We start from the raw sequence: 13,085 nt of genomic DNA, 5'->3' as shown, positions 1-13,085 counted from the left end.
ACTGTTGCACAGATGCCAGCGTTACGGTTCGGTGACTTCCGACGCGAAGTGAGCGAACATCGGGTATCAACGGAAGGGTTCAGCATTGGACCATCAACAAGACAACGGCTAGGCCCTGCGGTGTCGATACACACTGAGCTTGCCGCATGAAACTGCACCGGGAGCCGCGTCGACGGACACGAGGGAACCATGGACGCCGAAGATCCCGCTCACTCCGCTGATCAGCATCATTCTTCCGTCGAGCAGGACCAACCGCCGGGCGTGGTGAAGAAGGCCATCGCGGCGTCGGCCATCGGCAATGCCACCGAATGGTTCGACTATGGTCTGTACGCCTACGGCGTCTCCTACATCTCGGCGGCGATCTTCCCCGGTGACGGCGCCACGGCGACGCTACTGGCGCTGATGACGTTCGCGGTGTCGTTCCTGGTCCGGCCCCTGGGCGGCTTCGTGTGGGGGCCGCTGGGCGACCGGCTGGGCCGGCGGCAGGTGCTGGCGGTCACGATCCTGCTGATGGCCGGCGCCACCTTCTGCGTCGGGCTGGTGCCCTCCTACGACACCATCGGAGTGTGGGCGCCGGTGCTGATGGTGGTGCTGCGCATGATCCAGGGCTTCTCCACCGGCGGCGAGTACGGCGGTGCGGCCACGTTCATGGCGGAGTACGCGCCGGCGCGCCGACGCGGACTGCTGGGCAGTTTTCTCGAGTTCGGCACGCTGGCAGGATTCTCTGCCGGTGCGCTGATGATGCTGGGGTTCTCGTTGGTGCTGGGCGACGACCAGATGAACACCTGGGGCTGGCGGTTGCCGTTCCTCATCGCCGCGCCCCTCGGGCTGATCGGCCTCTACCTGCGCACCCGGCTCGACGAGACACCGGTCTTCAAGGACCTCGAGCAGGAGGGCGAGCGGGAGAAGACCGTCTGGGCGGAGTTCAAGGACCTGATCGTCCGGTACTGGGGACCGATCCTGCGGCTGGGCGGTCTGGTCGTCGCGCTCAACGTCGTGAACTACACGCTGCTGAGTTACATGCCGACATATCTGGAGACCGCGATCGGGCTGTCCACCGACACGGCGCTGATCGTCCCGATCATCGGCATGCTCTCGATGATGGTGTTCCTGCCGTTCGCCGGCCTGGCCTCCGACAGGTTCGGGCGTAAGCCGTTGTGGTGGATCTCGCTGATTGGGTTGTTCGTCGGCGTCGTGCCGATGTTCATGTTGATGTCGACGAGCGTGCTCGGCGCCGTCATCGGTTACGCCGTGCTGGGCCTGCTCTACGTCCCGCAGCTGGCCACCATCTCGGCGACCTTCCCCGCGATGTTCCCCACTCAGGTGCGGTACGCGGGGTTCGCGATCGCCTACAACGTCTCGACGGCGCTCTTCGGGGGCACCGCCCCGGCGCTCAACGACTGGATGGTGGTCGAGACCGGCAACAACCTGATGCCCGCCTTCTACATGATGGCCGCATGCGTCATCGGCGCGATCGCACTGATCAAGGTGCCCGAGACCGCGCGCTGTCCAATCAACGGCACCGAGATACCCGGGACGGAGGAAGCGCCGCCGCAGCTGGACTACGAGCTCGAGCCCAGTCGCTGAGTCACAGGACGGCGTTAACCGCGTCCGACCAGACGTCCGCCGCCTCGTCGATCTGCCCGGCGGTCACGACGAGCGCGGGGATGAACCTGACGACCTGTCCCCAGGCGCCGCAGGTCAACAGCAGCAGGCCGCGCCGGGCGGCCTCCTGCTGGACTGCCAGGGCCGTCGCCCCGTCGGGTCTTCCTGCGGCGTCACGGAATTCGGTGCCGAGCATCAGCCCGAGACCGCGCACGTCGGTGATCGCGTCGAACTTGTCGCCAACGGTCTGCAACGCCTCGCGCAACTGCGCCCCGCGTTCGGCGGCGTTGTCGACCAGTCGCTCGTCGGCGATCACGTCGAGCGTGGCCACGGCCGCTGCGCACGCCACCGCGTTGGCGCCGTAGGTACCGCCTTGGGAACCCGGCCATGCCCGCTCCATCAACGCCGCCGGCGCCGCGATGCCCGACAGCGGAAAGCCCGACGCGAGGCCCTTGGCGGTGATCAGGATGTCCGCGCGAACGCCAGAATCACTGAAGAAGTGTTGACTGCCCCAGAACCGGCCGGTGCGCCCGAAGCCGGTCTGCACCTCGTCGACGACCAGCAGGATGCCGTGAGCGTCGGCGCGCTCGCGCAACCCGGCGAAGAAGCGCTCATTGGCGGGCACGTAGCCGCCCTCGCCGAGCACGGGTTCGACGAAGAACGCCGCGGTGTCGGCGGGTGCGCTGATCGTCTGCAGCAGGTAGTCCAGTTGTGCCAGAGCGAAATCGGTGGCCTGCTCGACCGGCCAGCCGAAGTGGGCGGGGTCCGGAAACGGCGCGACATGAACTCCGGCCATCAACGGCGCGAAGCCGGAGCGGAACTTGGTGCCGGAGGTGGTCATCGAGGCCGCCGCGACGGTGCGACCGTGAAACCCACCATGGAAGACGATGACGTTCGGCCGGCCGGTGGCCTGACGGGACAGTCGCAGCGCAGCTTCCACCGCCTCGCTTCCGGAGTTGGCGAAGAACAACCGGTCGAGCCCGGGCGGCAACACCTCTCCCAGCCGTTCCACCAGGGTGAGCAGCGGCCGGTGCATGACCGTCGTGTACTGACCGTGGATCAGCGTGGCGACCTGGCGCTGGGCGGCCTCCACCACCCGCGGATGACAGTGTCCGGTACTGGTCACCCCGATGCCGGCGGTGAAGTCGAGGTAGGGGCGGTCCCGTTCGTCGTAGAGCAGCACCCCTTCGCCGCGGCTGGCGACGACGCCGGTCGCCTGCTTGAGGATCGACGAGAGTTGCGGGGCTTCGGAGACCGAGTTCATGCCATGATCGTCAGCGGTGCACTGTAGATTGTCAACAATCCGACGCAGGGAGGCGTGGTGGATCGCGAACGGCACGTGATCGAGGCGGTGGACAAGCGACTGTTCGTCGACGGCAAGTGGATCGATGCGAGCGGAGGGCGCACCTTCGACGTCGTGGACCCGGCCACGGGGCAGGCGCTGTGCGCGGTCGCTGATGCCAAGCCCGCCGACGCCCGCGCGGCACTCGATGCGGCGGTCGCGGCCCAGCGCGAGTTCGCGGCGACACCGCCGCGGGCCCGCGCCGACATGTTGATGGCCGCATTCCAGTTACTGCACGCCCGCGTCGACGACCTGGCGCTGTTGATGACGCTGGAGATGGGCAAACCCCTCGCCGAGGCCCGAGGTGAAATCGCTTACGCTGCTGAGTTTTTCCGGCATTTCGCTGAAGAGGCCACCCGGATCGACGGCGGTTATCAGACCGCACCCGCAGGTGGTGCCCGTTTCCTCATCGCCCGTCAGCCCGTCGGGCCCTGCCTGCTGATCACCCCGTGGAACTTCCCGATGGCGATGGGCACCCGCAAGCTGGGACCGGCGATCGCCGCCGGTTGCACCAGCGTGATCAAGCCGGCACACCAGACCCCGCTCACGATGTTGGCCCTGATGGGCATCCTCGACGAAGCGGGTGTGCCTGCCGGTGCCGTCAATTGCATCACTGCGGTGGACGCGAACGCGGTGATGGAACCGCTGATCCGCTCGGGGCTGGCGCGCAAGCTGTCGTTCACGGGGTCGACCAGGGTGGGCCGGATTCTGCTCGAGCAGTGCGCAGAGAAGGTGTTGCGGACTTCGATGGAACTCGGTGGCAACGCACCGTTCATCGTGTTCGCCGACGCCGATCTCGACGAGGCGGTCGACGGGGCGATGGCGGCCAAGATGCGCAACATGGGAGAGGCGTGCACGGCGGCGAACCGAATCTTCGTGCACGCCTCGGTGATCGACGAGTTCGGGCGCCGGTTGGCCGGGCGGATGGCGGCGTTGAGCGTGGGCCGGGGCACCGAGGACGGGGTCAAGGTCGGGCCGCTGGTCGACGACGCCGCACTGCACAAGGTGCAGGCTCTGGTCGACGACGCGGTGGGTCGCGGCGCGCGCGTGTTGACGGGCGGCGCGGCGGTTTCGGGTGACGGCTACTTCTACTCACCGACCGTGCTGACCGGTGTCCCCCGCGACGCGAGGATGTCGGGTGAGGAGATCTTCGGCCCGGTCGCGCCGCTGACGCCGTTCGAGACCGAGGACGACGTCGTCGCCGCCGCCAACGACACCGAATACGGCTTGGTGGCTTACGTTTTCACCAATGATCTGCGGCGGGCGTTGCGGGTCGCCGAGGCGTTGGAGACCGGGATGGTCGGCCTGAATCAGGGCGTGGTGTCCAACCCCGCCGCGCCGTTCGGCGGCGTCAAGCAGTCCGGGCTCGGCCGCGAAGGCGGTTCGGTGGGCATCGACGAGTTCCTGGAAACCAAGTACGTCGGCATCGCTCTGGCGTGAGGTTCAGGCGCCGCGCGAGACCCGCACGACCAGCCGGTCGACCGCATCCTCCATGTGAGCGATCAGCAGCTTGTCGGACAGCGGCACGTCACCGGCCCTGATCGCGCTGGCCAACGCATGGTGCTCGGCAATCCGGTCGCTGGGGTTGTCGTAGGTGTCCGCCAGCGCGTGCACGCACATCCGTGTCTCCACGAGATAGGTCTGGTGCATCCGCGACAGCCGCTCGCTGCCCGCGAGTTCGACAAGGCGCTCGTGGAACCGTATGTCGGCCTCGCTGCCCTCCTCGACGTCGGCGGCCGCGGCCATCTCCTCGACGATCGCCAGCAGTTCGTCGCCGGCAGACGCGTAGTCGCCCTGCAGAATTCGGCGGGTTGCGGCGCGCTCGATCGCTTCGCGCGCAAGGTACATGTCGGAGGCCACCTCGGGCGTCATGTCGATCACGAACACCCCGCGGTTGCGGATGGCGATCAGCAGACCCTCCTGGGTCAGCCGCTGCATCCCCTCGCGCAGTGGTCCGCGGCTGACGCCGAGCTTGCGGGCCAGGTCGGCCTCGATCAGCTGGGTGCCCGGGGCCAGCTCGCCGTGCGCGATCGCCTGTCGTAGCTTGTCGGCGACGATGCTCGGCGTGGACTCCTGTTCCACCGGCGCGAGGAACTCGGTCACAGCCGCTCCTCGAACAGTCTGCCCAGGCCCGCGATCGCGGGCACCGCTCCGGCGAGTTGCAGGCCCTTCCACACCGTCACCTGATTGGCGGTCAGCACCGGTTTGCCGACCGCGGCTTCGAGGCGGTCGATGATCGCCAGCGTGTGCATCGCGGTGTCGGGGACCAACACCGCTTGCGCGTCCGGGTGATCGGCAGCGGTGACCATCTGCTCCACCCGCTGCGGCTCCAGGGTGCCGACTTCGGCAGCGGTGATGATGCCGTGGCTGCCCATCGCCACCACCTCGATGCCGTCGGCGGCAAGGAACCGCACGAAGTGTTCGGCGACGTCGTGCGGGTACGACGCGGCCACCGCGACACGCCGGATGCCGAGATGGCGCAGCGCGTCGACGAACGCGATCGAGGTGGACGATGCCGGAACACCCGCAGCTGCAGCAACTTTCGCGGCTTGTTTACGCGCACCCTGGGGACCGAATACGAAGCTGCCCGACGTGCACGCCCACATCACCGCCTGCGGGCGGGCCTCGGCGAGCTGGCGCACACCGTCGGCCAGTCGTTCGTCACCCCCGAGGTCCAGCAGCGCGTCAACCCGGTGCGCATCCTCACCGACCGAGGTGATGACCACGGGCAGGTGCAGTTCCCCGTCGACCCGGCCCTCGAGCGCGGGGAAGTCGTCCTCGGCGCTGTGCCCCGGATAGAGCAGTCCTACGGTCGCCATGACGCCCTTTCGATGGCAGATTGTCGACAATGTTAACAACCGGCGCGTCGGCGACTACGCCTCGAACAGGCGCTGTCCCGCTCCCACGCCTTTGCGCCCGGCCACGCGCAGCGCCGCCCACATGGTCACCTGGTTGGCCGTGACCACCGGTTTCTGCAACTCGGCCTCGAGATCGGCGATCAGATCGTAGGTGGGCAGGTTCGTGCAACTGATGACGATGGCCTCGGCATCCGCGACGTCGGTGGTGCGGACCAAGTCGGCGGTTCGCGCATACGGCACCGACCAGATCTGCGAGGTCAGACCCAGTCCGGAGGTGGCCACGACCTCGATACCGGCCTCCATGAGATAGCTCGTCAACCCGATCGTCAGGTCCGAGGTGTACGGGGTGACGGTTGCGACACGCCCGACGCCGAGGTGTCGCAGCGCTTCGAGCATCGAGCCGCTGGTGGTCACCGCAGCTGGGGCGCCGGCCGCCCGCATCGCCGCCACCAGGGCGGCCTCTCCGGCCATCCCCTTGACGAAGCTGCCAGCGGTACACGCGTACGCGGTGACGAGCGGGGAGACCGCCAGCACGTTCGCCGCGCCCGCGATCACGTGTTCGGGGTCGGATATGTGCACCGCCATGTCGACGGTCACCGGCAGGGGGGCGTATCTGAGCCGGGTCACGTACAGGCTGACGTCGTCGGGTACCCAACGCCAGAGTTCCCGGTCGAGCGCGAAGTCATATGGTGTTACGACGCCTATGCCTACCTGCTGCAATGGTGGGGGCGGCACCAATTCCCCGATCCTCATTTGCACAGTGTGAGGCCCGATGACCAAACCAGCAACAGATTGTTGACAATCCTACGGCGTGTCCCTAGCCTCGGGTCGTGCCAGGCCCCCGCGAGAGCGTGCAAAACGTGCCGTCGTCGCAGGTCAGAGGTGATTCCGCGCGATCAGTCGTCGCTGTCCTGTGCAAGAAGCCCACTGACCGCCCGCCGGGCCTCGACGGACTCGACGTCGACTTGCGCTACTGCACCGCCGACGACCTCGCCGACGCGGTTCGCGGCGCCCGCGCGCTGCTGCTCTGGGACTTCTTCTCGACCGCGGTGCGCGACGTGTGGCAGGACGCCGGCGAGTTGGAGTGGATCCACGTCACCGCGGCGGGCGTCGACACGCTGCTGTTCGACGAACTGCGCGTCTCCGACGTGGTGGTGACCAACGCCCGCGGCGTGTTCGACCGCCCGATCGCCGAGTACGTGCTGGGCGCGGTCCTCGCCCACGCCAAGGACAGCCGCACCAGCTTGGTGCTGCAACGTGAGCACCGGTGGCAGCACCGCGAGACCCGTGCCATCGCCCGGGCCCGTGCGCTCGTCGTCGGCACGGGCGGCATCGGCCGGGAGATCGCGCGACTGCTGCGGGCCGTGGGCATGCAGGTACGCGGGGCGGGCCGTGTCGCAAGGACGGACGACCCCGACTTCGGCGACGTGGTGGCCAGCGCGGACTTGGCCGATGAGGTCGGCTGGTGCGACCACCTGGTGCTCGCCGCGCCGCTGACGAACTCGACGCGCGGGCTGGTGGAAGCCTCGGTGCTGGCGGCGATGAAGCCCGACGCGCATCTGGTCAACATCGGCCGCGGTCCGCTGGTGGACGAGTCGGCGTTGCTATCTGCATTGCGCGACAACCGGATTGGCGGTGCGACGCTGGACGTGTTCGACACCGAACCGCTGCCGCCCGACCATCCGCTGTGGGACGCTCCCAACGTGACGATCACCGCACACATGGCCGGCGACGTGGTGGGCTGGCGCGAAGCCCTTGCCGAGCAATTCGCGGACAACGCTGGTCGCTGGCTGGCCGGCGGGCCATTGGTGAACGTGGTGGACAAGAAACTCGGCTACGTACCGGGCGGAGGCGGGGAGCCCGCGACGTCCGGGCGGGGCTCGCGATGATCCCGACCGCCGCCGAACTGGTCCAGGGCTACCGCGCCAAGACCCTCTCTCCGGTCGAGGCCACGCAGGAGGCGCTGGCCGCGATCGACGCGTACGACGGTGCGGTCAACGCCTTCGTGCTCGTCGACCCCGAGGGGGCGTTGGCCGCGGCGCGCGCGTCGGAGGCGCGCTGGCACGCCGGGCAGCCGCTCGGGCCCGGGGACGGCGTGCCGACGTCGATCAAGGATGCGCTATGGACGAGGGGATGGCCGACGCTTCGGGGTAGCTGGCTCATCGACGAGCCGGGACCGTGGAACGAGGACGCGCCCTGCACGGCGCGGCTTCGGGAGACCGGAGCCGTACTGCTCGGCAAGACCACGACACCGGAGTATTCGTGGAAAGGCGTCACCGACTCACCGCGCTTCGGTCCGACCGGCAATCCGTGGGACCCCACCAAGACGGCGGGCGGTTCGAGCGGCGGCAGCGCTGCGGCGGTCGGCCTCGGCATGGGGGTGTGGTCGGTCGGCACTGACGCGGGGGGATCGGTGCGGATTCCGGCGGCGTTCACCGGAACCGTCGCGCTCAAGCCGACCTACGGCCTGATACCCCACTATCCGCCGAGCCCGTTCGGCACGCTGGCGCACCCGGGCCCGATGACGCGGACGGTCGTCGACACCGCCGCGCTGATGGACGTGATCACCGGATTCGATGCCCGGGACTGGTCGGCGATGCCGACGCCACGTGAGTCGTTCCTGACCGGGCTCGACGACGGCATCGCGGGCCTGCGGGTGGCGTTCTCACCGCGGCTCGGCTACGTGCGCAACGATCCGGAGGTCGAAGCCGCCGTTCGGGCCGCGGTGGCGGTGCTGGCCGATGCGGGTGCCCGGGTCGAGGAGGTCGACCCCGGGTTCGGTGACCCGATCGAGGCCTTCCACGTCCTGTGGTTCGCCGGCGCGGCAAAGGTGTTGGAGGCGTACGGCGAAGCGGTCGACGACCGGGTGGATGCGGGGTTGCGCCGGATAGCTGCGGTGGGTGCGTCGTTCTCGGCGTCGGACTACCTCGACGCGACGGCCGTGCGCATGCAACTGGGACAGACGATGGGCCGGTTCCATGAAACCTACGACGTGCTGGTCACGCCGACGCTTCCGCTGCCTGCGTTCAGCGTCGGTCGCGACGTGCCCGATGGCTGGCGGTCTCACTACTGGGCGAGTTGGACGCCATACACCTACCCGTTCAACATGACTCAGCAGCCGGCGTTGAGCGTTCCGTGCGGATTCACCGCGGCGGGCCTGCCGATCGGGTTGCAGATCGTCGGCCCCCGGCACGCGGATGCGTTGGTGTTGCGGGTGGGCCGCGCCCACGAGATGGCCACCGACTGGAACCGGCGCACGCCGGCGTTGACGACACAAGGAGTTCGATGAGCAGGCTGATCACCGTGTCCCTCGACAAGCGCGGCGTCAGCTGCGTTGCCCGCATGCTCGACGACGCGGCGCCACGCACCTGCGCGGCGGTGTGGGACGCCTTATCTGACGGGCGCGTGCTGTCGTCACAGGTGTTCCACGGCAAGTACGCCCGCAACGAGATATACACGCTGCTACCGGAATTCGCGGCCGAGGACCCGGGTAGGGAGAACACCACGGTGACGCCGATCCCCGGTGACCTGTGCTGGTTCTCGTTCGACTCCGATCAACTGGGCAACCCCGCCTACGGCTACGAGAACACCACCGGCACCGGCACCACCGGCGCGATTGTCGACCTGGCGCTGTTCTACGGCCGCAACAACCTGCTGATCAACGGCGACCAGGGCTGGGTCCCGGGCAATGTGTTCGGGGCGATCATCGATGGGCTCGACGAGATGGCCGAGGCCTGTCAGGACCTGTGGATGGGTGGCGTGCGCGGTGAAACGCTGAGTTTCCAACGTGCGACGCAGGATTGACGCGCCGACTGGCTACAGCGGCTGAAGGCTGATCGGGTGTTCGCTCTGGCCGGGATTGGGGTCGTTGCACGTCCCGGGTTTCCAGCTGTAGCGAAGGTTGCCCGCCAAGGTCGCCGGATCGAACTCGTAGGTCACGTCGGCCGGGCCGGTGCTGCCGTCGGCGCACGGGCGTGCGTTGTAGACGTCGTGGCGTTCGACGGTCCACGGGCCGTCGCCCTGCCTACTGATCTGCGCGATCAGCCCGGTTGAGCTCGAAATCGTTCCACCGCAGTATCCTTCGGAGTTGCACTGCGTGGTGATCGACCACGTGTTCGAGGTGGCCCCGTTGACGAGCCGGTACTCGCCTTCGAGCCGCCCGTCCGCCCATGCCGGTCCCGCCGATCCGATTGCGGCTCCGATGAGCATCACCGCCGCCGCCGTCGCGCGTGTGATCGCCATTTAGGCAGCATCACACGTCAGGCGTACGGGCACCGCCGAGTTGGCGAAAGTTCCCGATCAGCCGAGGCCGGGAACGATGTCGCCCAGCTTGAAGGTGACCGGCTGCTCGAGTTGGTCGAACGTGCACGAACGGGGATCGCGGTCGGGGCGCCACCGGTTGAACTGCGCGGTGTGGCGAAAGCGCTCCCCCTCCATGTGGTCGTAGCGCACCTCGACCACCCGCTCGGGACGCAACGGTACGAACGAGAGGTCCTTGCCGGCGTTCCAGCGCGATCCCTCGTTGCGGCGCGGGGTCCGCTCACCGATCATGTGCGCCGCCCAGTTCCACGGATGGTTGTCGAACGTGGTGACCAGCGGCTGCAATTCGGTGAAGAGTTCGCGACGCCGGGCCATCGGGAAGGCGCCGATCACACCGACGGACGCCAACGTGCCGTCGTCCTTGTACAGCCCGAGAAGCAGGGACCCGATCGCATCGTCACCGGACTTGTGGAGGCGGTACCCGGCGACGACGCAGTCTGCGGTGCGTTGATGCTTGATCTTGAACATCACGCGCTTGTCCGGTTGATAGGTCAGCGACAACGGCTTGGCGATGACGCCGTCGAGGCCGGCACCCTCGAACTCGTCGAACCAGCGTTGCGCGGTCGCGAGATCCGTCGTCACCGGCGTGACGTGGAATTTCGGACCGGCATTGGCGAGAGCGCCCACGAGCGCGGCGCGGCGTTCGCTGAAAGGCCTTTGCGTGTAATCGATGTCGTCGAGTGCGAGCAGGTCGAATGCGATGAAGGACGCAGGCGTCTTTTCGGCCAGCATCCGGACCCGTGAGTCGGCGGGGTGGATGCGCTGCTGCAGCGCTTCGAAGTCGAGCCCACCGTCGGAGGCGACGATGATCTCGCCGTCGACGACGCACCGTTCGGGTAGCTCAGCTGTGGCGGCCTTCACCAGTTCGGGAAAGTAGCGGGTCATCGGCCGCTCGTTGCGGCTGCCGAGTTCGACCTCGTCGCCGTCGCGGAAGCAGATCGACCGGAAGCCGTCCCACTTCGGTTCGTACGACGCGTCCTGCGGGATCGACACCACCGATTTCGCCAGCATCGGCGACACCGGCGGCATCACGGGCAGCTGCATGAGGCCATTGTCGCAGGCCGTGACCTGGCGATGACATTGCCGAATGCGGGCGGTCTACATGGGTATGGACCGCGATACGGCGAAGCAGGAAGGCCCGGCTATCCCGGCACCATCGACGGAGCAGTCGGATATCGCGCTGCCCGACATCGTCTCGCACGACGAATGGCAGGCGGCCCGTCAAGGGCTGCTGGCCGAAGAGAAGGCGTTGATGAAGGAGCGGGACCGGCTCGCCGCGCAGCGCCGGCGGATGCCCATGACGGAAGTGCGCACGGACTACCGCTTCGCGGGAACCGACGGCGAAGTCGACCTCTTGGGCTTGTTCGCCGGACGGCGGCAGCTGGTCGTATACCGCTTCTTCTACGCCCCCGATGTCGAGAACTGGCCCGATGGCGCATGCTCGGGCTGCTCACTGTTCGCCGACACCGTGGTGCACCCGGCGCACCTCGCCGCGCGTGACACCAGCCTGGTGTTTGTCACGGCCGCATCGCCGGAGCGCATCGCCGAGCTCAAAGCGCGGATGGGCTGGCAACGGCTCTCGTTCTTCACTCTCGTCGGAGACGAATTCTCTCGGGACTTCGGCGGCGAGGAGATGTTCGGCCTCAACGTCTTCATCCGCGACGGCGACCGTGCTTACCGCACGTACTTCGTCAACGGACGCGGCATCGAGGAGATAGGGCCGGTCTGGTCGTTCCTGGACATCACGCCTCTTGGACGACAAGAACACTGGCAGGATGTCCCGTCCGGGCGACCGCAGGGTCCCCCGTATGACTGGTGGCGCCTCCACGATGCCTACGGTCGGATAGCAGCGGGGCGGCCCGCCAATTAGTCCGCCAACACCCTTGGAGCTCGGCGTGGACGCAATAATGGGCCGGGTGGACCTCCCCGTGCTGCCGCCGCTGGAGCCGATGCTGGCCAAGGCCCAGGCGAAGGTCCCGCCTGAGGCAGGCGTGTGGTCGTACGAGCCGAAGTGGGACGGTTTCCGTGCCCTGGTCTTCCGCGACGGTGACAAGGTCGTATTGCTCTCCCGTAGCGGTAAGGACCTCGGCCGGTATTTCCCCGACGTCGTCGAGGCCGTCCGTGACGAGCTGGCACCGCGGTGTGTGCTGGACGGCGAGATCGTCGTCCCCCGCGAGTTCGGTGGCCGCACCCGCCTCGATTGGGAGTCGCTGAGCCAGCGCATCCACCCCGCCGCCAGCCGCATCAAAATGCTGTCGGAGCAGACGCCCGCCCACTTCATCGGCTTCGACGCGCTGGCCGCCGGTGGTGACTCGCTGATGAAGCAACCCTTCCGGGTTCGCCGCGAAGCACTGCGCGACGCGGTGAACGAGAAGCAGTGGTGTCACGTCACCCGCACCACCGAAGACCCCGAACTCGGCGTGCAGTGGCTCGAGGAGTTCGAGGGGGCCGGCCTCGACGGCGTGATCGCCAAACGTCTCGACGGGCCGTATTTACCGGGCAAGCGGGAGATGGTGAAGGTCAAACACGCCCGTGACGCCGATTGTGTGGCGATGGGTTATCGCATCCACAAAAGCGGCGAGGGTATCGGCTCCATCCTGCTCGGCCTGTACCGCGACGACGGAGAACTGCAGATGGTCGGTGGCGCAGCGGCTTTCACGGCCAAGGACCGGATCAAGCTGTTGGCCGAGCTGAAGCCACTTCGTGAGGGTGACGAGATGCGCGAAGGCGACCCAAGCCGCTGGAACGCGGCCGCGGACAAGCGCTGGGTCCCCATCCGGCCGGAGAAGGTCTGCGAGGTCGCCTACGACCAGATGGAGGGTAACGGCGGTACCGCCCAACGCTTCCGGCACGCGGTGAAGTTCCGGCGCTGGCGGCCCGACCGCGAACCGAAGAGCTGCACCTTCGACCAGCTCGACGTTCCGCTCACCTACGATCTGTACGACGTACTGGAGTCCTGA

At 67.7% G+C, this 13,085-nt stretch carries 13 protein-coding genes; 7 read left to right on the top strand and 6 right to left on the bottom strand.

The annotated features are described in order from the left end of the window. The first annotated feature begins 189 nt into the window (after positions 1 to 189). Complete coding sequence (locus tag AAHH99_RS02555; RefSeq protein WP_418767256.1) at positions 190 to 1,587, top strand: MFS transporter; 1,398 nt, start codon at positions 190 to 192, stop codon at positions 1,585 to 1,587. Between the two features lies 1 nt (position 1,588). Here the strand turns inward: AAHH99_RS02555 and AAHH99_RS02550 are convergent, their stop codons facing one another. Then, complete coding sequence (locus tag AAHH99_RS02550; protein ID WP_418767255.1) at positions 1,589 to 2,869, bottom strand: aspartate aminotransferase family protein; 1,281 nt, start codon at positions 2,867 to 2,869, stop codon at positions 1,589 to 1,591. 57 nt (positions 2,870 to 2,926) lie between these two features. Between AAHH99_RS02550 and AAHH99_RS02545 the strand changes: the two genes are divergently transcribed. Then, on the top strand, positions 2,927 to 4,387 hold the full coding sequence (locus tag AAHH99_RS02545; protein ID WP_418767254.1) for an NAD-dependent succinate-semialdehyde dehydrogenase: 1,461 nt from the start codon (positions 2,927 to 2,929) through the stop codon (positions 4,385 to 4,387). A gap of 3 nt (positions 4,388 to 4,390) precedes the next feature. Here AAHH99_RS02545 and AAHH99_RS02540 read toward each other — a convergent pair whose 3' ends face one another. From AAHH99_RS02540 to AAHH99_RS02530, 3 genes are read right to left on the bottom strand one after another with little or no spacing between them, the layout of a single operon-like run. Further along, a complete protein-coding gene (locus AAHH99_RS02540) occupies positions 4,391 to 5,050 on the bottom strand; it encodes a GntR family transcriptional regulator (RefSeq protein ID WP_418767253.1) in 660 nt (219 codons plus the stop codon). Then, positions 5,047 to 5,766 carry a maleate cis-trans isomerase gene (locus tag AAHH99_RS02535; protein ID WP_418767252.1) on the bottom strand — a complete coding sequence of 240 codons (720 nt, stop codon included), beginning with the start codon at positions 5,764 to 5,766 and terminating at the stop codon, positions 5,047 to 5,049. The genes AAHH99_RS02540 and AAHH99_RS02535 overlap by 4 nt, the downstream gene beginning before the upstream one ends. Before the next feature lie 54 nt (positions 5,767 to 5,820). Further along, positions 5,821 to 6,558, bottom strand: coding sequence for an Asp/Glu racemase (locus AAHH99_RS02530; protein ID WP_418767251.1), 738 nt, complete (start codon positions 6,556 to 6,558; stop codon positions 5,821 to 5,823). Between the two features lie 98 nt (positions 6,559 to 6,656). Here AAHH99_RS02530 and AAHH99_RS02525 point away from each other — a divergent pair, with 98 nt between their 5' ends. The 3 genes from AAHH99_RS02525 to AAHH99_RS02515 are packed head-to-tail and all read left to right on the top strand — an operon-like array spanning position 6,657 to position 9,609. Beyond that, a complete protein-coding gene (locus tag AAHH99_RS02525; RefSeq protein WP_418767579.1) occupies positions 6,657 to 7,694 on the top strand; it encodes a D-2-hydroxyacid dehydrogenase in 1,038 nt (345 codons plus the stop codon). Then, positions 7,691 to 9,094, top strand: a complete 1,404-nt coding sequence (locus AAHH99_RS02520) for an amidase (protein WP_418767250.1) — start codon at positions 7,691 to 7,693, stop codon at positions 9,092 to 9,094. The genes AAHH99_RS02525 and AAHH99_RS02520 overlap by 4 nt, the downstream gene beginning before the upstream one ends. Further along, the gene (locus AAHH99_RS02515) at positions 9,091 to 9,609 is read left to right on the top strand and encodes a DUF3830 family protein (protein ID WP_418767249.1); all 519 of its coding nucleotides are present in this window, start codon (positions 9,091 to 9,093) and stop codon (positions 9,607 to 9,609) included. The genes AAHH99_RS02520 and AAHH99_RS02515 overlap by 4 nt, the downstream gene beginning before the upstream one ends. Positions 9,610 to 9,621: 12 nt before the next feature. On the opposite strand, the gene AAHH99_RS02510 is transcribed toward AAHH99_RS02515, so the two are convergent. After that, on the bottom strand, positions 9,622 to 10,047 hold the full coding sequence (locus AAHH99_RS02510; RefSeq protein ID WP_418767248.1) for a hypothetical protein: 426 nt from the start codon (positions 10,045 to 10,047) through the stop codon (positions 9,622 to 9,624). Between the two features lie 57 nt (positions 10,048 to 10,104). Continuing rightward, positions 10,105 to 11,169, bottom strand: a complete 1,065-nt coding sequence (locus tag AAHH99_RS02505) for an ATP-dependent DNA ligase (protein ID WP_418767247.1) — start codon at positions 11,167 to 11,169, stop codon at positions 10,105 to 10,107. 43 nt (positions 11,170 to 11,212) lie between these two features. Here AAHH99_RS02505 and AAHH99_RS02500 point away from each other — a divergent pair, with 43 nt between their 5' ends. Then, positions 11,213 to 11,995, top strand: a complete 783-nt coding sequence (locus AAHH99_RS02500) for a DUF899 domain-containing protein (RefSeq protein WP_418767246.1) — start codon at positions 11,213 to 11,215, stop codon at positions 11,993 to 11,995. A gap of 37 nt (positions 11,996 to 12,032) precedes the next feature. Continuing rightward, positions 12,033 to 13,085, top strand: a complete 1,053-nt coding sequence (locus AAHH99_RS02495) for an ATP-dependent DNA ligase (RefSeq protein ID WP_418767578.1) — start codon at positions 12,033 to 12,035, stop codon at positions 13,083 to 13,085.

The sequence above is a fragment of the Mycobacterium neumannii genome (assembly GCF_048452905.1).
In the GTDB taxonomy this organism is placed as follows: Bacteria; Actinomycetota; Actinomycetes; order Mycobacteriales; family Mycobacteriaceae; genus Mycobacterium; species Mycobacterium neumannii_B.
This window is presented reverse-complemented; position numbering and strand designations above follow the sequence as displayed.

Excerpts from the sequence above, each read along its gene's own strand:
- AAHH99_RS02555 (WP_418767256.1), top strand. The coding sequence starts at position 190 with ATGGACGCCGAAGATCCCGCTCACTCCGCTGATCAGCATCATTCTTCC.
- AAHH99_RS02550 (WP_418767255.1), bottom strand. The coding sequence starts at position 2,869 with ATGAACTCGGTCTCCGAAGCCCCGCAACTCTCGTCGATCCTCAAGCAG.
- AAHH99_RS02535 (WP_418767252.1), bottom strand. The coding sequence starts at position 5,766 with ATGGCGACCGTAGGACTGCTCTATCCGGGGCACAGCGCCGAGGACGAC.
- AAHH99_RS02530 (WP_418767251.1), bottom strand. The coding sequence starts at position 6,558 with ATGAGGATCGGGGAATTGGTGCCGCCCCCACCATTGCAGCAGGTAGGC.
- AAHH99_RS02520 (WP_418767250.1), top strand. The coding sequence starts at position 7,691 with ATGATCCCGACCGCCGCCGAACTGGTCCAGGGCTACCGCGCCAAGACC.
- AAHH99_RS02515 (WP_418767249.1), top strand. The coding sequence starts at position 9,091 with ATGAGCAGGCTGATCACCGTGTCCCTCGACAAGCGCGGCGTCAGCTGC.
- AAHH99_RS02510 (WP_418767248.1), bottom strand. The coding sequence starts at position 10,047 with ATGGCGATCACACGCGCGACGGCGGCGGCGGTGATGCTCATCGGAGCC.
- AAHH99_RS02505 (WP_418767247.1), bottom strand. The coding sequence starts at position 11,169 with ATGCAGCTGCCCGTGATGCCGCCGGTGTCGCCGATGCTGGCGAAATCG.
- AAHH99_RS02500 (WP_418767246.1), top strand. The coding sequence starts at position 11,213 with ATGCGGGCGGTCTACATGGGTATGGACCGCGATACGGCGAAGCAGGAA.
- AAHH99_RS02495 (WP_418767578.1), top strand. The coding sequence starts at position 12,033 with ATGGGCCGGGTGGACCTCCCCGTGCTGCCGCCGCTGGAGCCGATGCTG.